Genomic DNA, 17,704 nt, shown 5'->3' with positions numbered 1-17,704 from the left:
TGTGCACCTGACGCCTTTTCCTTTAACCGTATTCCGGTTCGAAACAGGCTGCCACTTTCCCCTTGTAGGAAAACCAAACGGGGATCTTGTGTGTTCACAAGATCCCCGCGTCGAGTCAGATGTGCAATACCGCGTCTATGTACCTGTAACCCAAAGCCAAATGTGGCCTGAGTTGAGGATCAATTTTACGTTGCTTATGCGCAAATTTCTGCAAAATACGTACGTTACAGGTTTTGCTGAACGTCTGTGGCTGCGTCCTGAATCGCGTCGCCCGCTTTCTCGATGTCTTTGCCAGCACCCTTTGCGGTCTCGCATGCGGTGAGAGTGAACAGGGTAAGTCCTACCAAGATTGTACGGATCATGAGTGTCTCCATTTGTGTCAGTCTCATGTTGCGTATCAGTTTTCCTTGAGTGCAACCAGCGCTTTAAGGTTTGTTCAAACTTTACGGATCAACGGCAAAACAGGCATTGAAACACCATTGAGAGCGGCCCTTCAGGTGACGCTGGCCCGGCCGGTGCTTCGGTTAGAACAGAACCACCCAACCTGCCTACGAAATTGTAGCCAGCAGCAACGATCACCAATGCAATTTCGTTGACAATTGATTTCGCCTCGACCTCTCAGAGAGGTCCGCAGTCGTCGGTCCCGAGAAGGCTCACAAGTAATGCGACAACGCGCAGGGACATGACGTAAAAGCGTCTGATGGGCAGTCAAAATGCGTCGGATTTGAGCGGATTGCACTTGTATTTTGCCATGTTCCGAACCGCTGCACGGTATTGGGCAATGTGTGTGAAAGCCGCCTGATAGAGCACGAACTGGTCGGTCACTCAGTCTTTTTCGTCGCCGCAGAACATGTCGTAGACCAGTTCCAGCATGCGGCGCGGGCGGTCATCGGCCAAACGGTAATAGATGGCCTTTCCTTCGCGGCGGGGAGTGACCAAACCTTCAAGACGCAAACGTGACAGTTGTTGGGATACAGCCGCTTGGCGAGCGGACAGCAGTTCTTCCAATTCGGTCACGGATTTCTCACCTGACACCAAATGGCACAAGATCATCAGGCGCCCCTCATGGCTGATGGCTTTCAGGAAATTCGACGCGCGCGTCGCGTTTTCCAGCATATTGTCGAACGATTTCGGGGGTGTTCCTTGCGAAAGCTGGGGAAGGGCCATCGTGTGTTTCCTTTTTATACCTGGAGGCCGGGGAAAAGTTGGGGTGGGCGGCACTACAGAATTATGATCCTTGGGTACATATTTTGATCATGAATTTCCATATGCATGGATCAAAATAATGTGATGTAATCTCATATAGGTTTGGTGGATGGTTGTCGCAGTGCCCTCGAGACAGCAGGAGCGACCCGCAAAATACCGCGCCGATGCATGAAGTACTCTGTCCCCCTTGCAGCCCCCCTGTGGCGACACTAAGACTCGGGTAACGTTTCTTCGGGTAATGTCCCGATCCTTAGCAAAGCAGGCAGGTTCAGAATGTTCGATCCAGTTGATACCTATATGAATACGCTCGTCCCGATGGTGGTCGAACAGACCAGCCGGGGCGAACGTGCCTACGATATTTTCTCGCGCCTTCTAAAAGAGCGGATCATCTTCATCAACGGCCCAATCCATGACGGGATGAGCCATCTGGTCGTCGCCCAACTGCTGCACCTGGAGGCAGAAAACCCCAGCAAAGAGATCTCGATCTACATCAATTCGCCTGGCGGTGTTGTGACCAGCGGTTTGTCGATTTACGACACAATGCAGTATATCAAGCCGAAATGTTCGACATTGGTGATCGGTCAGGCGGCCTCGATGGGGTCGGTTCTGCTGGCCGGTGGTGAGAAGGGGATGCGGTTCTCGTTGCCCAATAGTCGCATCATGGTACACCAGCCCAGCGGCGGATATCAGGGTCAGGCCAGCGACATCATGATTCACGCGGCCGAAACGCAGAAACTGAAAGATCGCCTGTATGACATCTACGTACGTCATACCGGCCAGACCAAAAAGGCGGTTGAAAAAGCGTTGGATCGTGACAATTTCATGAGCCCGGAAGAGGCAAAAGATTGGGGCCACATCGACGAAATCGTCGAAAACCGCGCCAAAATGGACGGCGAAGAGGCCTGACGTTAAGCCCCCGCGCGTATCGTGCGGGGGCGCATTTTGAGATTGTAGCCGTCTCGGTGCTGGCCTAAGCTGCACCAACAGGCGGCAAGCGGTCCGAGGGGGACCGCAGGGACGAAGCCCGAAAGGTAGAACATGGCGACGAATTCAGGCGGTGACGGCAAGAACACGCTCTACTGTAGCTTCTGCGGCAAGAGCCAGCACGAGGTACGCAAGCTGATTGCCGGCCCGACAGTATTTATCTGCGATGAATGCGTCGAATTGTGCATGGACATCATCCGCGAGGAAACCAAGGCAAGTGGCCTGAAATCCTCGGACGGTGTGCCGACGCCCAAGGATATCTGCGAAGTTCTGGACGACTACGTGATCGGTCAGGCTACGGCCAAGCGGGTTCTCTCGGTCGCGGTGCACAACCATTACAAGCGCCTGAACCATGCTCAGAAAGCGGGCAGCGATATTGAGCTGGCGAAATCCAACATCCTACTGATCGGCCCGACCGGTTGTGGTAAAACACTGCTGGCACAGACGCTGGCGCGGATTTTGGATGTGCCGTTCACCATGGCCGATGCCACCACCCTGACCGAAGCCGGTTATGTGGGTGAGGATGTCGAGAACATCATTCTCAAATTGCTGCAGGCCAGCGAATATAACGTCGAACGTGCGCAGCGCGGCATCGTTTATATCGACGAGGTCGACAAGATCACGCGCAAATCCGAAAACCCATCAATCACGCGCGACGTATCGGGCGAGGGCGTGCAACAGGCGCTGCTGAAGCTGATGGAAGGCACCGTTGCTAGCGTGCCGCCGCAGGGTGGGCGCAAGCACCCGCAGCAGGAATTCCTACAGGTGGATACGACTAACATCCTGTTCATCTGTGGTGGTGCCTTTGCCGGTCTGGACAAGATCATCGCGCAGCGCGGCAAGGGCTCGGCCATGGGCTTTGGCGCCGATGTGCGGGATAACGACGAACGCGGTGTGGGCGAGATCTTTAAGGATCTGGAGCCCGAAGACCTGCTGAAATTCGGTCTGATCCCGGAATTTGTTGGCCGTCTGCCGGTTCTGGCAACACTGGAAGACTTGGATGAGGACGCTCTGGTCACCATCCTGACCAAGCCCAAGAACGCTCTGGTCAAGCAATACCAGCGCCTGTTCGAACTGGAAGACGCTGAACTGGCCTTTACCGACGATGCGCTGAAGGCGATTGCCAAGAAGGCCATCGAACGGAAAACCGGTGCACGTGGTCTGCGTTCGATCCTCGAAGATATCCTGCTGGACACGATGTTCGAACTCCCGGGCATGAAGAACGTGACCGAGGTTGTGGTCAACGAAGAGGCGGTGTCGTCCGACAAGCAGCCGTTGATCATCTACGCGGATGCGGCGGAATCGGCATCTGCCGGTTAAGCTCAAAACGATTTAACAAACACGGCGCGGCACTGACCGCGCCGTTTTCTTGTGGGGGTCACTATGACGATCAGACGCATTTCCTCGGGTGGAGAATTTGAGGCCAAAATCGGATATTGCCGCGCCGTGGTTACCGGTGGTTGGGTTCATGTCGCCGGAACGGTCGGGCAGGGCGATGATGTGACCGCGCAGTGCCGGTCGGCCCTTGAAACGATCGGCAAGGCGCTGACCGAAGCCGGGGCTAGTTTCGCAGACGTCGTACGCGTGACCTATATGCTGCCGGACCGGTCCGAGTTCGAACCCTGCTGGCCAATTTTGCGGGAATATTTCGGCGACAATCCACCGGTTACAACGATGATTGAGTGCGGTTTGATCGACTCGAAGTACCGGATCGAAGTCGAAGTAACGGCATATCTGCCGGAATAGCAGGTGCGGCCCTAGTGGCACTGGACCTTGGCGGGGCTTTGGTCCATATCTGCGGGAACAGAAATGTCGGAGGCAACCGATGGGTATCCTGAACAGTCTTTTGCGGGCCGTAACCTGGTGGAACGGGGCCACTCTGAACACGCAGTTCTATACCGCGCGCAAAGGCGTCAAGGTCGGTGAGGATAACGAGGGCAATGTGTTCTATCGCAATGCCGATGACAGCAAGCGCTGGGTGATTTTCAATGGTGAGGCCGAGGCCAGTCGGATCGACCCAGATTGGCACGGCTGGCTGCACCGCACCTGGGATGAGCCGCCGACCGACAAACCGTTGCAGCACAAGTCCTGGGAAAAACCGCACCAGGAAAACCTGACGGGGACGGCTCTGGCCTATACCCCTGCGGGGTCGCTGCGCCGTGTCGACCCGGTTGAGCGCACGGATTATGAGGCCTGGAGCCCGGAATAAACGAGGCGAGCGATGTCGAGTTACAACGTTACCGAAGTTCTTGTCGGTGGGGCCGTTCTGGCCTGCGCCGTCGCTTTTGGCGTTTATGCCAGCCAGTCCACCGGCCTGTCGCAAGGTGGTGCGGGATATAAGCTTGAGGCGTCGTTCCGTTCACTCGAAGGCGTGGGCGTAGGCACGGATGTGCGGTTGGCCGGGGTCAAGATCGGCACCGTGACGGGCGTTGACCTGAACCCGGATACCTATCGCGCTGACACCACATTTTCGATTGCGGACGGCATTCTGGTGCCGGATGACAGCGCCATCGTGATTTCATCCGAAGGTTTGCTGGGCGGCAATTTTGTCGAGGTAATGCCCGGCGGTTCACCATTCTATTTTGAACCCGGCGATCAGGTCGAAGACACGCAAGGTGCTGTCAGCCTGATTTCGCTACTGGTCAAATTCGTGGCCGGAGACGGCGGAGAATGAGGCGTTTTGCCCTGATTGCGGCGCTACTGGCCGCCTCGGGTGCAATGGCGCAGCAAAAGGCGCAATCAGGCCCCGGAGCGATTCTGCGGGGCCTCGACAAGGTCAGCGGGCAGACCGTAGACGTGGAATTGCAGAACGGTGAGACCACGGCAGTTTTTGGTCTGGACGTTGCGCTCGGCGATTGCCGTTACCCGGCCGAGAACCCGACCGGTGATGCCTTTGCCTATCTGACGATCTGGGAAAAAGGTAAGCCGGACGAATTATTCGACGGCTGGATGATTGCCACATCTCCGGCGCTGAACGCGCTGGACCATGCGCGTTACGACGTCTGGGTGATCCGCTGTATGACACCTTCGGGTGACTGAGCCAGCGGCGCGGTGAAATCCGCGCTGGCATTGATCGCCTCGTCCAATTCCCGTCGGTATTGTGTTCGCGGAATTTCAATCGCGCCCAATGAGGCCAGATGCGCGGTCAGAAACTGCGTATCAAACAGTTGAAAGCCGGTTTGCCGCAGGCGGTCCACCAGATAGGCCAGCGCGATTTTTGACGCGTCTGTTCGGCGCGAGAACATGCTCTCTCCGAAAAACGCCGCCCCCAGTGCGATACCATAGACGCCTCCGACCAGATGATCCGCCTCCCAGATCTCTAAAGAATGCGCGTGGCCCAGGTGGTGAATCTGTTGGTAGAGATCTCGCAATTCGGCGTTGATCCATGTGTCCGCGCGATCTGCGCAGCCATCAACGACACCGGCAAAATCCTGATTGATCGTCACTGAAAATCCGCTTTTGCGGATACGTCGCGTAAGGCTTCGCGACACGTGAAATCCATCCAGCGGAAAGACACCGCGAAATTTGGGATCAACCCAGAACAGCTCTGGCGCGTCACGGTGTTCGGCCATCGGAAAAATGCCGATGGAATAGCTGTGGAGTAAGAGTTCCGGGGATAGGCTCATTGGGAATGCCCGAAGGCCGAAGGGCTGGTGCCCTTCAGCCCAGTTGTATTAATCGGCCATATGCTCCGCAAGCCAGCGCTCCAGCCAGTGGATGTTATAGTCGCCGCTGTGGATGTCGGGTTCCTGCAACAACGCATGAAACAGCGGAACGGTGGTGTCGATGCCGTCCACGATCAGTTCCCCCAAGGCCCGCTCCAGACGCGCCAACGCCTCGGCCCGGTCACGGCCCTGAACGATCAGCTTGGCGATCAGCGAGTCGTAATACGGCGGGATCGAATACCCGTTATAAAGCGCCGAATCCATCCGCACACCCAGACCGCCCGGCGCGTGATAGGCCGTGATTTTGCCCGGGCAGGGCGAGAAGTTGGGCAGTTTTTCAGCGTTGATCCGGACCTCGATGGCGTGGCCATTGATCTCAAGATCGTCCTGACCGAACGACATGTCCTCACCAGCGGCGACAAGGATTTGCTCGCGCACCAGATCGACGCCAAAGATGCCTTCGGTCACCGGGTGTTCCACCTGCAGGCGGGTGTTCATCTCGATGAAATAGAACTCGCCGTTTTCATATAGGAACTCGATGGTGCCCGCGCCGATATAGTTGATCTTGGCCACGGCGTCGGCACAGATCTTACCGATCTTGTCGCGTTCTTCCGGGCTGATCGCGGGGCCGGGGGCCTCTTCGAACACTTTCTGGTGGCGGCGTTGCAGCGAGCAATCACGCTCACCTAGATGCACCGCCTTGCCCTTACCGTCGCCAAAGACCTGAATCTCGATATGGCGCGGCGTGGTCAGGTATTTCTCGATATAAACCTCGTCGTTGCCAAAGGCGGCTTTGCCCTCGGCACGAGCGGTCATGAAGGCGCTCTCCATCTCAGCGGCACTGTTTGCAACTTTCATGCCGCGACCGCCGCCACCGGCGGTGGCCTTGATGATGACGGGATAGCCGAATTCCTCACCGATCTTCTTGGCGGTGGCCAGATCGGGCACGCCACCGTCCGAGCCCGGAACACAAGGCACACCCAGCGCCTTCATCGTGTCCTTGGCGGTGATCTTGTCACCCATGACGCGGATGTGTTCTGCGGTGGGGCCAATGAAAGTGATGCCGTGATCTTCGACGATCTGAACGAACTCGGCATTCTCGGACAAAAAGCCATAGCCGGGGTGGATCGCCTGCGCGCCGGTGATCTCACAGGCTGAGATGATCGCGGGTACGGACAGATAGCTTTGCGGGCTGGGCGGTGGGCCGATGCACACCGATTCGTCCGCCATGCGCACATGCATCGCGTCGCTGTCGGCGGTGGAGTGGACGGCGACCGTCTTAATCCCCATCTCGCGCGCTGCGCGGATCACGCGCAGGGCGATCTCGCCTCGGTTGGCAATCAGGATCTTGTCGAACATGGGCCCGCCTTACTCAACAATGACCAGAGGGGTGCCGAATTCCACCGCGTCGCCGTCACCGACCAGAATGCGCTTGATGGTGCCCGACTTGGGCGCGTGGATGTGGTTCATGGTTTTCATCGCTTCGACGATCAGCAGCGTGTCGCCTTCGGACACCGATGCACCAACCGAGATGAACGCAGGCGCGCCTGGCTCGGGTTGCATGTAAACGGTTCCAACCATGGGCGACGTCACTGCACCGGGGTGGCTGGCTGGATCTTCCAGCGCGGCGGGGGCTTCGGCAGCGGCAGGAGCGGCAACCGGGGCTGCGGCGGGTGCTGTCGCCGGAACTGCGACCTGAACCGGAGCGGCTGCGGCCGGAGACATGCGGCTGACGCGCACGTTCAGGCTGTCTTCCTCGCCATATTCGCGTTTGACCTGCAGCTCGGTCAGGTCGTTTTCGCGCAGCAATTCGGCCAGTGCCTTGATGAATGCCACATCCGCTTCGTGTTTGGTGTCTGTCATGAGTGTCCTCGACGGTTCCCCTTTGGCCCGTCTGTTCCATGCGGGCTTTGGTCTGATTACGCAGCGTTATAAGGCATGCGCCCGGCCATGAAAAGCGCGTCCGGGCCTGTCAGATGGGGGTTTTAATGAAGATTTTGAAGGGCAGGAGGGGTTATAGTGGCATTCCCGAAAGTTTCGCCACCAGTTCGGGCAGTTTGCGGGCCCCGAATTTTTCCAAAAGACGGGCGCGATAGGCCTCGATTGTACGATAGCTGAGCTCCAGTTCAGCCCCGATTTCCTTGGCGGACAGGCCACGGCAAGACAGGATCGCAACCTCGCGTTCACGCGCGGTCAGTTCGACCAGGGGGCGTTCTTCCGAGATGTCGGAAAAGCTCCAGATACCGTGGCGGAACGGGTCATCCGGGGTCAGCGACCGCCCGCGTGCACGGCACCAGAACAGATCGCTGTTGCGCCGCCGCATGACACGTTCATCGGTGTAGTAGCCGGTGTCGCGCATCACCTGCAGGCTGCGTGCGCCGATACGTTCCCAGTCGGCCACCGAGGGGTAAAGGTGCAAAAGGGGCATGTTTCGATAATCCGCGGCCTCACCGCCAAAGGTACGGGCGAACTGCAAATTGCAGCGCCGGATGATCCGGTTTTCCAATTCGACAAGTCCGATTGGCGCATATTCAAACGCGGGGTCGCTCATCCGGCTATCGTGCCGGGATTTCAGGGAAATTAGAAGGGGGCCCACGCAGATTCTGCCTACCCCTTACGGGCGCCCGGTGATCCTATTTTGTCAAACTTGTAAATGACCTATGAAAACTCTGACTTAACTACTAGAAATACAGTAAGAGTTCTGAAAATAAACCGAGATCAGGTTCGGATTGTTTCGCTTTGGGAGGGGTGAGAACATGCGCGACACGCTGACAGGCAGCCGCATTCGTGAAAGGCGCCAGATCGCGGGCCTGCGGCAAGCGGAACTGGCGCGTCAGGTCGGGATTTCAGCGTCATATCTGAATCTTATCGAGCATAATCGACGGCGGATTGGCGGTAAGCTGTTGGTCGATATCGCCGGGGCGCTGGCGGTAGAGCCGTCGGTGCTGACGCAAGGGATCGAGGCTACGCTGATCTCGGCCCTGCGCGAAGCCGCCGCCGATGCCGTTGGTCAGCAGGCGGAACTGGACGGGCTTGAGGAGTTTGCCGGCCGGTTCCCCGGATGGGCAGGTGTGCTATCGCAGATGCACCGCCGGGTCGTGTCGCTGGAGCGCACTGTCGAAACGCTGTCGGACCGTCTGACTCACGACCCGCATCTGGCGGCCTCAATGCATGAGGTTCTGTCAACCGCCGCTGCGATTCGGTCAACCGCCGCGATTCTGGCGGATACACAGGATATCGAACCCGAATGGCAGGACCGCTTTCATACCAACCTGCATCAGGACGCCGAACGTCTAGCGGAAAGCTCCAAGTCGCTGGTCGCTTATCTGGATGAAAGCGATTCTGATGGTGATCATCGCGGCGTTCCGATGGAAGATGTAGAAGCGTTTTTCGAGGCCCACGGGCACCATTTCCCCGAGGTTGAAGAGGACGGCGAGGATGCGGAAATAGACCTGAGCGATCTGGAATCCACCGCTGCAAAAACCGTGACACGCGAGTTTTTGAGGGTCTATGCCGCAGATGCCAAGGCGATGCCGTTGGACAGGCTGCAGGCCGCACTGGCCGAGGCTCCGTTGGACCCGTTGCAGTTGGCGGCGCGGTTCTCGGTGAATGTCGCGACGGTGCTGCGGCGTCTGGCTGCTTTGCCAGGCGGGTATTTGGGGCGGCCGACGGGGCTGGTCATATGTGATGCCTCTGGCAGTATACTGTTCAGCAAATCCGTGCCCGGATTCGCCATGCCTCGCTTTGGTGAGGCTTGCCCCCTGTGGCCTCTGTTTCAGGCGCTGAATCGGCCGTTGGTGCCGATCCGCAAACGCGTCGTACAGCTTGGGCGGACGGCGGCGGTCTTCGATTGTTTTGCCTATGCGTGGCCGCAGCACATATCCGATTTTGACGACGGGCCAATCTATCGTTCGGTAATGCTGGTACGGTCGGTAGAGGACGTTGCCCAGGATGAACAAGCGGTTGCAAGGGTTGGTCCCAGTTGCCGGGTTTGCCCAAGCAGCGATTGCGCATCCCGCCGCGAACCTTCTATTTTGAGCGAAGGTTTTTGACAGTCTCCTGACACTGCGCGTAAGCTGGCAGAGATGGGTCGATCAGTTTAAGACCCGTCACGGGGAGGACAGAAAATCATGAGCCGTAAGGTTCTGCTAATTGAGGATGAGCCTAACATCGCCGAGGCCATTAGGTTCTTGCTGACCCGCGAGGGTTGGCAAGTTGAGACGCACGCCGAAGGCAGCGACGCATTACAGGTCATTCAGGGTGCAGACCCCGATCTAGTGATTCTCGACGTGATGCTGCCGGGTAAAAGCGGGATGGAGATCCTGCGCGATCTGCGCGAGTTGGAACACATGCAAGGCCTGCCGGTTCTGATGCTGACCGCCCGCGGGCAGTCTCGTGATCGGGAAATGGCCGAAAATGCAGGTGTCAGTCGTTTCATGACTAAACCGTTTTCAAATACCGAGATGTTGACTGCTGTGCGGGACCTGCACGCGCAGGCAACGCAGTCATGAGTTCGGACGAAGACCGTAAGCCTTCGGGCGTCCGGCCTTCACTGTTTCTCGAACGGCAGAGCTATCGCCGCCGCCGATTGTCGGATGCCGCGCGCCTGCTGCCATTTCTGGGGGCGGCTCTGTTGGCCATACCGTTACTATGGCCGGATGGTCAGGGCGCGCAGGAGGGTGTGTCTCTGTCCTCGGCCATCTTTTATATCTTCACGTGCTGGGTGGCGATGATCGGGGCCAGCCTGGTGTTTGGATTTGCCGCCAGACGCATGAGGGCCCATGAGGAATCCGAACCCGAGACGGACCGATGGCAACGCTGAACGTTCTGATTCTGGTATGTCTGGGCTACGTGGTGCTGCTGTTTGGTGTCGCGTTTGCCGCTGACAGGCTTGCCGCAGCGGGAAGGGGGGCGTGGCTACGGTCGCCACTGGTCTACACGTTGTCACTGTCGATCTATTGCACGGCCTGGACCTTTTACGGCGCCGTCGGGAATGCTGCGCGGTCGGGGTTGGAATTCGTCACGATCTACCTTGGCCCGACGCTGGTCATGGTCAGCTGGTGGTGGGGGCTGCGCAAACTGGTGCGGGTCGGGCGCAGCCAGCGGGTGACGTCCATCGCAGACTTGATCTCATCCCGATACGGCAAATCCAATACGCTGGCGATCTGCGTGACCATTCTGGCGGTGTTGGGCGGCACCCCCTATATCGCGTTGCAACTGCAATCCATCACACTGTCGTTTTCGATCTTTGCCGAAGCTGATCCCACGGGCCTGTATCGCGAAGGTTCCAGCGTCTTTTGGGTAGCGGCTGGATTGGCCGTGTTCGCTATCCTGTTCGGTACGCGCAATCTGGACGTCAACGAACGTCACCACGGTGTCGTCACCGCCATTGCACTGGAATCGGTGGTTAAATTGTTCGCCCTTCTTGCGGTGGGCGCGTTTGTGGTCTGGGGTGTTGCAGGCGGTGTCGGGCCGATGATGGACCGCATCGACGCGTCCGAGATTGGCCAATGGAACGTGGACGCCGGACGCTGGACCACTTTCATCTTTCTGTCTGCAGCGGCCTTCATCTGCCTGCCGCGCATGTTTCAAGTCATGGTGGTCGAGAACGCGGACGAAGGGCATCTGAGAACCGCCGCCTGGGCTTTCCCGCTGTATCTGCTGTTGATGAGCCTTTTTGTCGTGCCCATCGCAGTTGTTGGTCTGGACCTGCTGCCTGAAGGCTCGAACCCCGATTTGTTCGTGCTGACCGTGCCGTTGTCGCAGGGAAATGACTGGTTGGCGATGCTGTCCTTTATCGGCGGGTTTTCCTCGGCAACGTCCATGGTCATCGTCACTGCCATGGCGCTGTCGACGATGGTATCGAACCACGTTGTCATGCCAATCTGGCTGAGCATGCAAGAGGGGTCCGGTTCCGTATCCGGTGACGTCAGAAACGTGGTGCTGGTGGCGCGGCGGGTGTCAATCGCTGTGATCATGGCGCTGGGTTACTATTACTACCGCCTGTCCGGCGGCGGCGCAGCTCTGGCCTCAATCGGTTTGATTGCCTTTGCCGGGATTTCCCAGATTCTGCCCGCATTGGTTGGCGGCCTGTTCTGGCGCGGAGCGACGCGGACCGGCGCCTTGGTGGGGCTGTCGGTAGGCTTCCTCTTGTGGATCTACACCCTGCTGCTGCCGGGGATGGAAGGGGCGCTGATGTCTGAGACGGTGCTGCAATACGGACCGTTCGGTTTGGGTTGGCTGCGCCCGCAGGCCCTGTTCGGGATCGAAGGGATGGATCCGATAGTGCATACCGTGATGTGGTCGCTGTCCCTGAATACCATTGCGTTCTGCGTGGCATCTCTACTGAGTTTCCCCAGCCCCTTGGAACGCCTTCAGGGCGCTCAATTCGTCAACGTTTTTGATCATTCTGTCGCGCCGCGTGGTTGGTCCGGGTCGGTCGCACAGAGCGAAGACCTGATGATCATGACCCAGCGGATATTGGGCGCAGGCCCCGCGCAGGAGTTCTTTCAGGCCGAGGTGGACTTGCAGGGCGGGCGTTCCAACCTGCCGGAGCCGACCCCGGCCTTTCTGGAACGGCTTGAGCGCGAACTGAGCGGCTCCGTCGGTGCCGCCACAGCCCACGCGATGATTGGTCAAATCGTCGGTGGTTCGTCCGTGTCGGTTGAAGACCTGCTGGCCGTGGCCGACGAATCCGCGCAGATGCTGGAGTATTCCAGTCAGTTGGAGGTGAAATCCGCCGAACTGACCCGAACCGCGCGGCAATTGCGTGAGGCAAACACCAAGCTGACGCAAATCTCGGAGCAGAAGGACAGTTTCCTCAGTCAGGTCAGTCACGAGCTGCGCACGCCGATGACCTCGATCCGCGCGTTTTCCGAGATCATGCGCGACACTGAGGGGCTGAGCGGGGAAGAACAGACGCGCTATGCCGCGATCATCCACGACGAAGCCCTGCGTCTGACCCGCTTGTTGGACGATCTTCTGGACCTAAGCGTGTTGGAAAGCGGGCGGGTCAATCTGAACGTCGGTGATGACACGCTGCGCTCGGTGCTGGATCGGGCTGTGCCCAGCGCGCTGGCGGGGTCGAACCGGACCCTCACGGTTCGGCGCACAAAGACAACAGAACGCATTCCGCTACACACCGATCTAGATCGGTTGGGGCAGGTCTTTATCAACCTGATATCCAACGCACAAAAATACTGTGACGCCGAAGAGCCGGTGCTAACGATCGCAGCCCATGATGTCGGCGGGCAGGTGGTGATCGATTTCACCGACAATGGCAGCGGCATCCCGCCCGAGGCCCGTTCGATGGTGTTCGAGAAATTCGCTCGCGTGGGTGTCGACAAGGCGGGCGGAGCCGGGCTGGGGCTGGCGATCTGCCGCGAGATCATGCAGCGACTGGGCGGAGAGATTACCTATCTGCCGGGGCAGGGCGGGGCAGCGTTTCGTGTCAGGCTGCCAATGGCCTATCAACAGGCGGCGCAGTGATGCGGGTGTAAAGACATTCGTAACCTGAACCGGGTTAGACCAGATGTCGGATACAGCAATCTACAGCGGTTTTGGGCATGACGCAGACGATCAGCGCAGCTTTGGCGCGCAAGCTTTCAGTGGGACAGGAAGAGCAGGGCGATAAGCCGCGCTCGGTCCTGCGCGCGCTGCGGCTGGCCTTTGCCCGGGCTGCCGGGGATCGGTTGCAGCTGCCAATGGTTGTTATCGGCGCCAGGCAATCCCACCGAACACCGGACATGTTGGCGGATCAGGTCGGGGAAGATTGGCTGCTGTTGCAGTTTGTCGATGACGACGGGGCTTCGGCTGCCATCTGCATGGATATTGGTGCGGTATCGGCCATCGTTCAGGTGCAAACCATTGGCGAGGTGATGGCGGATGAACCTGCCCCCCGCGCATTTACACACACCGACGGGGCAATGGTGGTGCCTCTGATTGAAGACGCCATGGCGCGCGCGGTCGATCTGGTAGAGGCTCCGGGGGATAAATCCAGCTTGTCGGGGTTTGAATTTGCCACACAACTTGCCGATCTGCGCACGTCGTCGCTGGCGATGATCGAAGACGCGTATCGGGTGTTTGACCTGACTTTGGAACTGGGCGGCGGTCTGCGACAAGGGCAGATTTCGGTGCTCCTGCCGGACCGGACTGCCGAGGATGCCGACGAGCTGACGCAAGAGGACACAGGCCCAAATCTTGAGCAAGCATCGGGGGTATTGCGGGCCGAGCTGAATACGGTGATCTGCCGCATGTCGCTGCCTCTGGCATCTCTGTCTCGCCTCAAGACTGGGGATGTTCTTCCCCTGACGGGTTCAAGGCTGGATCGCGCCGAGGTTCTGACGATTGACCGCAGCCGCGCCGCGATTGGCCGGTTGGGGCAGCGTGGCGGCATGCGCGCGGTCCGGCTGAACGAATACACGCCGCTGACAGCGCTGACCCAATCCGAAACTGCCGAGTTTCTAGAGGCCCGCACGATCGCAGCGTCTCAACCCGAGCCGGACATGCCCGCGCCGTCGGAGCTATCGCAGATGCCGGTCGCGTTCGATCCCGGTGCAACAAGCGATACCGAGTCCAACCTGAATTTCGCCGATTCAGATCAGATGGTGGCCGAAATTTCGTAACTGGCCGGTCTGAAATTATCAGACACGGATCCGGGAGCGCTGAGTTAAATCAGTCAGCACCGCTGCGGATCTGATCAAGGGTCGGGCGCAGGTTTTCCAGCGCGTAACCCGCTTTGGTGGTGGCATCCAGGATGTCGTCCGTGCTCATCCGGTCGCACTGACCCAGCGCCCAAATCACGGAACAGCGCGTGCCCGAGGCGCAATAGGCCAGAACCGGCCCGCTGCAGCTTTCGGCCAACTCGCGTTGCAGGGCCACATTTTCGGGCGTCATGGTCTGGTGTGTCAGTTCCAGTACTTCGTAGTCCAGCCCCGCCGCGCGCACCGCTTCACCGATGGCATCCGACTGCATGTTTGCCGGAACCTCGACATTGGGCCGGTTGCAGATGACCTTGACAAAACCGGCCTCGGCAATGGCGGGAACGTCCTCGACCGTGATTTGCGGCGAGACGGCGTAGCGGGGGGTAATCGGGCGAATCTCCATGGCAATTGATTAGGCCGCCTTTGCGACCCTGTCCAGTTGCGCGCCCAACGACGGTGCCGCGTACATCCCCGCGATCATAGCCAGCAGAAAGACAACCCCGCCAACCCCACCATAGCTGAGCGAGGCGAGCGCAGGCCCGGGGCACAACCCGGCCAGCGCCCAGCCCATCCCGAACAGTACAGACCCCAGGATCAGGCGGCGGTCCAACTCGGGCGCGGCCGGTTTTGGAAACTGCCCACCAGTCAGGGGGCGCCGATGAGTAGTCAAATGCCAGGCGATCAGCATTGGCAGGATCGCACCGCCCATCACAAAGGCCAGCGTCGGGTCCCATTGGCCGAAGAAATCCAGCCAACCCTGTACCTTGCTGGTGTTGGTCATACCGGACAACAGCAGGCCTGCACCGAACAGAGACCCCGCCAGTAGCGAAACAAGCGCACGCATCAGATCACTCCCCAGACATGGCGGAACAAGGTGATCGTAACAACGCCAGCCCCAATATAGATCAAGGTGGCGACGATGCCACGCAGCGAGAACCGCGAAATCCCGCAGACACCGTGACCGGATGTGCACCCGTTGGCGATGCGCGTTCCGGACCCCACCAGCAGACCGGCGATGATTACTACGGCGATATTGCTGGTCAGATGTGTCTCGGGCGCCGGAGAGAGCAGGGGCCGCAGCAACAGGGGCATCCCGATTACACCCGCCAGAAAGCTTAGTCGTTCCAGCGACCGGTCACTGTTGTCGATCAACCCGCCCAGAATGCCGCTGGCCCCCATGATGCGCCCGTTGCCCAACAAGTAGACGGCGGCGCCAAGGCCAATCAGAAGGCCTCCGCCAAGGCCCCAAATCCAGTCTGTGTGCATTTTGTGTCCTTTGCCGTTCGCGGCCAGATAGTCAGAGTTTGTTCAGAGGAAGCTTCAGAAACACGTCACCATGTTCATCGGCGGGAGGCATCTGCCCCGCGCGCATGTTGACCTGCAGGGACGGCAGGATCAGCCGCGGCATACCCAGCGTCGCATCCCGGGCATCGCGCATCTCGACAAATTCTTCGATCGAGCGACCCTGACCAATGTGAACATTCAGCGCCTTCTGCTCACCAACCGTTGTTTCCCAGGCGTACTCATCGCGCCCAGGTGCCTTGTAATCGTGGCCGACAAAAATCCGCGTCTCATCCGGAAGCGACAGGATTTTCTGGATCGAGTCATACAGTATCGCAGAAGACCCGCCCGGAAAGTCACACCGCGCCGTACCGAAATCCGGCATGAAAAGGGTGTCGCCGACAAAAGCCGCATCCCCGATTACGTAAGTCAGGCAGGCAGGCGTATGTCCGGGCGTATGTAGCACGTCTCCGCGCATCTGCCCGACGTGAAAACTGTCGCCTTCGCGGAAGAGAGCGTCGAACTGGCTGCCATCGCGCTGAAACTCGGTGCCTTCGTTGAAGATTTTGCCGAAGGTTTCCTGAACGGTGACGATCTGATCGCCAATACCGATCTTGCCACCCAATTCCTGCTGCAAATAAGGTGCCGCAGACAGGTGATCGGCATGAACATGGCTTTCCAGTATCCATTCGACCCGCAGATCATTCTTGCGCACATGGTCGATGATCTGATCCGCCGAGCTTGTGCTGGTGCGGCCCGAGGCGTGGTCGAAATCCAGAACACTGTCGATGACCGCACAGGCAAGGCCTTCGGGCTCTTGCGCCACGTAGGAAACCGTAAAGGTCTCGGGGTCGAAAAACGCTTTCACTATGGGTGTCATGTGGCTCTCCGTCAGTGCTGCCATTTCACATATTAATTACGGAATATGTCATAATCAACATGTGTAATTTGATGCTGGTCAAGGCAGGGAAGTCTCATTATGAGTAAAATTTAGTCAATTCGCTTTAGGACAACCGGAACGGCAGGGCCAACAGGCGGATTCCCGCGCGATTTATGCGTAATCTGGGCGGGTCTTAAAAAGGTCACATATATCGGAGTAAATGAAGACATTTGGGAGGATGGAAATGTCATCAATCAATTTATACTCGGAAGCTGAAGAACTTGAAAAAAAGCTCAACGGTGCGGGTCTTGATACGCGACTTGCCCTTCAGCCCAGCCTGTCCAAAGTGATCGATAGGATGCGTCAGGAGGGTATGCACGTACCGTCGCGCCTGCGACAGCTGGATGCAGCCCTGTGCGAAGATGCCATGGAGGCGCGCTTCGACAATCTGCCGGTCTAGTCCGTCAGGCTAGCCAAAAGAAATCCCTAAGATTACCACCATCAAGCCAATCACCGACAAAAACAACGAAGCCAGATTCCACGGCAGAACACCCTGAACAACAGCGCGCAATTCTTCGTCCGAGAGGCCGGATTTGCGCGCCTTCATCACGTGTGCAATGCACCAGACCAGGCCCACAAGCCCGGCAAGCGACAGGGCGGCACCGCCCCAAGTGATGAATTCGAACATGGTTCCCCACATTTGCTTGTCACGTTCCTCTGCGATTAGCCGAGAACCCATGCGCGCACAAGCCCGCTGGTGATTGGGCGCTTGCGGCGCGGGCGGTGGCAATGTATCCGGCATATTGCCCGTTGCCAAAGCAACAGCAATCCACCTCTGGGAGAGACATAAATGGATGACATGGCCGAAGATCAGGCCACTGCCAATTATCGCGTAACCGCAGGCGAGCTACGCCAATTCATCGAACGGTTCGAAGGTCTGGACGCTGAAAAGAAAGATCTGGCTTAACAGCAGAAAGAGGTCGTGA

The 17,704-nt window shown here is 58.4% G+C and carries 23 protein-coding genes and 1 pseudogene; 13 read left to right on the top strand and 11 right to left on the bottom strand.

From position 1 onward, the window contains the following. Window positions 1-224: 224 nt before the first annotated feature. The gene (locus tag ACR0ER_RS05605) at window positions 225-362 is read right to left on the bottom strand and encodes an entericidin A/B family lipoprotein (RefSeq protein WP_480768068.1); all 138 of its coding nucleotides are present in this window, start codon (window positions 360-362) and stop codon (window positions 225-227) included. Between the two features lie 463 nt (window positions 363-825). Beyond that, a complete protein-coding gene (locus ACR0ER_RS05600) occupies window positions 826-1,167 on the bottom strand; it encodes an ArsR/SmtB family transcription factor (protein ID WP_170332606.1) in 342 nt (113 codons plus the stop codon). Window positions 1,168-1,479: 312 nt separating this feature from the next. On the opposite strand from ACR0ER_RS05600, the gene ACR0ER_RS05595 reads away from it, so the two are divergent. From ACR0ER_RS05595 to ACR0ER_RS05570, 6 genes are all read left to right on the top strand, one after another. Continuing rightward, window positions 1,480-2,112, top strand: coding sequence for an ATP-dependent Clp protease proteolytic subunit (locus ACR0ER_RS05595; protein WP_239336169.1), 633 nt, complete (start codon window positions 1,480-1,482; stop codon window positions 2,110-2,112). A gap of 132 nt (window positions 2,113-2,244) precedes the next feature. Beyond that, window positions 2,245-3,510: an ATP-dependent Clp protease ATP-binding subunit ClpX gene (gene clpX / locus ACR0ER_RS05590; RefSeq protein ID WP_170332602.1), complete on the top strand. Its 1,266-nt coding sequence runs from the start codon at window positions 2,245-2,247 to the stop codon at window positions 3,508-3,510. Between the two features lie 63 nt (window positions 3,511-3,573). Further along, complete coding sequence (locus tag ACR0ER_RS05585; RefSeq protein ID WP_480768067.1) at window positions 3,574-3,936, top strand: RidA family protein; 363 nt, start codon at window positions 3,574-3,576, stop codon at window positions 3,934-3,936. A gap of 79 nt (window positions 3,937-4,015) precedes the next feature. Next, window positions 4,016-4,399 carry an NADH:ubiquinone oxidoreductase subunit NDUFA12 gene (locus ACR0ER_RS05580; protein ID WP_170332598.1) on the top strand — a complete coding sequence of 128 codons (384 nt, stop codon included), beginning with the start codon at window positions 4,016-4,018 and terminating at the stop codon, window positions 4,397-4,399. A gap of 12 nt (window positions 4,400-4,411) precedes the next feature. Next, window positions 4,412-4,864, top strand: coding sequence for an outer membrane lipid asymmetry maintenance protein MlaD (gene mlaD, locus ACR0ER_RS05575; protein WP_480768066.1), 453 nt, complete (start codon window positions 4,412-4,414; stop codon window positions 4,862-4,864). Further along, window positions 4,861-5,229 carry a DUF2155 domain-containing protein gene (locus tag ACR0ER_RS05570; RefSeq protein ID WP_480768065.1) on the top strand — a complete coding sequence of 123 codons (369 nt, stop codon included), beginning with the start codon at window positions 4,861-4,863 and terminating at the stop codon, window positions 5,227-5,229. Before mlaD ends, ACR0ER_RS05570 begins: the two co-directional genes overlap by 4 nt. Here ACR0ER_RS05570 and aat read toward each other — a convergent pair. The 4 genes from aat to ACR0ER_RS05550 all read right to left on the bottom strand — a co-directional run bounded on the left by aat (window position 5,184) and on the right by ACR0ER_RS05550 (window position 8,406). Continuing rightward, window positions 5,184-5,816, bottom strand: coding sequence for a leucyl/phenylalanyl-tRNA--protein transferase (gene aat, locus ACR0ER_RS05565; RefSeq protein ID WP_480768064.1), 633 nt, complete (start codon window positions 5,814-5,816; stop codon window positions 5,184-5,186). The genes ACR0ER_RS05570 and aat overlap by 46 nt on opposite strands. A 48-nt stretch (window positions 5,817-5,864) precedes the next feature. After that, entirely contained in the window at window positions 5,865-7,214 is a 1,350-nt protein-coding gene (accC, locus tag ACR0ER_RS05560) for an acetyl-CoA carboxylase biotin carboxylase subunit (protein WP_170332590.1), read from the bottom strand. Window positions 7,215-7,223: 9 nt separating this feature from the next. Further along, window positions 7,224-7,718, bottom strand: coding sequence for an acetyl-CoA carboxylase biotin carboxyl carrier protein (gene accB, locus ACR0ER_RS05555; RefSeq protein ID WP_480768063.1), 495 nt, complete (start codon window positions 7,716-7,718; stop codon window positions 7,224-7,226). Between the two features lie 151 nt (window positions 7,719-7,869). Next, window positions 7,870-8,406, bottom strand: a complete 537-nt coding sequence (locus ACR0ER_RS05550; RefSeq protein ID WP_480768062.1) for a LuxR C-terminal-related transcriptional regulator — start codon at window positions 8,404-8,406, stop codon at window positions 7,870-7,872. A gap of 205 nt (window positions 8,407-8,611) precedes the next feature. Between ACR0ER_RS05550 and ACR0ER_RS05545 the strand changes: the two genes are divergently transcribed. From ACR0ER_RS05545 to ACR0ER_RS05525, 5 genes are all read left to right on the top strand, one after another. Next, complete coding sequence (locus tag ACR0ER_RS05545; protein ID WP_480768061.1) at window positions 8,612-9,907, top strand: short-chain fatty acyl-CoA regulator family protein; 1,296 nt, start codon at window positions 8,612-8,614, stop codon at window positions 9,905-9,907. A gap of 78 nt (window positions 9,908-9,985) precedes the next feature. After that, a complete protein-coding gene (locus ACR0ER_RS05540; RefSeq protein WP_170332582.1) occupies window positions 9,986-10,366 on the top strand; it encodes a response regulator transcription factor in 381 nt (126 codons plus the stop codon). Continuing rightward, the gene (locus tag ACR0ER_RS05535; RefSeq protein ID WP_480768060.1) at window positions 10,363-10,677 is read left to right on the top strand and encodes a hypothetical protein; all 315 of its coding nucleotides are present in this window, start codon (window positions 10,363-10,365) and stop codon (window positions 10,675-10,677) included. Before ACR0ER_RS05540 ends, ACR0ER_RS05535 begins: the two co-directional genes overlap by 4 nt. Beyond that, window positions 10,665-13,343, top strand: a complete 2,679-nt coding sequence (locus tag ACR0ER_RS05530) for an ATP-binding protein (protein WP_480768059.1) — start codon at window positions 10,665-10,667, stop codon at window positions 13,341-13,343. Before ACR0ER_RS05535 ends, ACR0ER_RS05530 begins: the two co-directional genes overlap by 13 nt. Before the next feature lie 77 nt (window positions 13,344-13,420). Further along, on the top strand, window positions 13,421-14,479 hold the full coding sequence (locus ACR0ER_RS05525) for a FliM/FliN family flagellar motor C-terminal domain-containing protein (protein ID WP_480768058.1): 1,059 nt from the start codon (window positions 13,421-13,423) through the stop codon (window positions 14,477-14,479). Between the two features lie 49 nt (window positions 14,480-14,528). Here the strand turns inward: ACR0ER_RS05525 and ACR0ER_RS05520 are convergent, their stop codons facing one another. Genes ACR0ER_RS05520 through ACR0ER_RS05505 form a run of 4 tightly spaced genes read right to left on the bottom strand, consistent with a single transcriptional unit; the run spans window position 14,529 to window position 16,718 of the window. Beyond that, window positions 14,529-14,960, bottom strand: a complete 432-nt coding sequence (locus ACR0ER_RS05520) for a protein tyrosine phosphatase family protein (protein ID WP_480768057.1) — start codon at window positions 14,958-14,960, stop codon at window positions 14,529-14,531. Between the two features lie 9 nt (window positions 14,961-14,969). Beyond that, on the bottom strand, window positions 14,970-15,401 hold the full coding sequence (locus ACR0ER_RS05515) for a DUF6691 family protein (RefSeq protein ID WP_480768056.1): 432 nt from the start codon (window positions 15,399-15,401) through the stop codon (window positions 14,970-14,972). Further along, on the bottom strand, window positions 15,401-15,823 hold the full coding sequence (locus tag ACR0ER_RS05510; protein WP_480768055.1) for a YeeE/YedE family protein: 423 nt from the start codon (window positions 15,821-15,823) through the stop codon (window positions 15,401-15,403). The genes ACR0ER_RS05515 and ACR0ER_RS05510 overlap by 1 nt, the downstream gene beginning before the upstream one ends. A gap of 31 nt (window positions 15,824-15,854) precedes the next feature. Next, window positions 15,855-16,718, bottom strand: a complete 864-nt coding sequence (locus ACR0ER_RS05505) for an MBL fold metallo-hydrolase (RefSeq protein ID WP_170332568.1) — start codon at window positions 16,716-16,718, stop codon at window positions 15,855-15,857. A 244-nt stretch (window positions 16,719-16,962) separates the two neighbouring features. On the opposite strand from ACR0ER_RS05505, the gene ACR0ER_RS05500 reads away from it, so the two are divergent. Further along, window positions 16,963-17,178: a hypothetical protein gene (locus ACR0ER_RS05500; RefSeq protein ID WP_170332566.1), complete on the top strand. Its 216-nt coding sequence runs from the start codon at window positions 16,963-16,965 to the stop codon at window positions 17,176-17,178. Between the two features lie 9 nt (window positions 17,179-17,187). Here ACR0ER_RS05500 and ACR0ER_RS05495 read toward each other — a convergent pair whose 3' ends face one another. Continuing rightward, window positions 17,188-17,406 carry a hypothetical protein gene (locus ACR0ER_RS05495; RefSeq protein WP_170445090.1) on the bottom strand — a complete coding sequence of 73 codons (219 nt, stop codon included), beginning with the start codon at window positions 17,404-17,406 and terminating at the stop codon, window positions 17,188-17,190. Window positions 17,407-17,568: 162 nt separating this feature from the next. Here ACR0ER_RS05495 and ACR0ER_RS05490 point away from each other — a divergent pair. After that, window positions 17,569-17,682: pseudogene (locus tag ACR0ER_RS05490) on the top strand (GapR family DNA-binding domain-containing protein); the annotation flags it as partial. Window positions 17,683-17,704: the final 22 nt, after the last annotated feature.

The organism is Ruegeria sp. CH8 (assembly GCF_056536985.1).
This window is presented reverse-complemented; position numbering and strand designations above follow the sequence as displayed.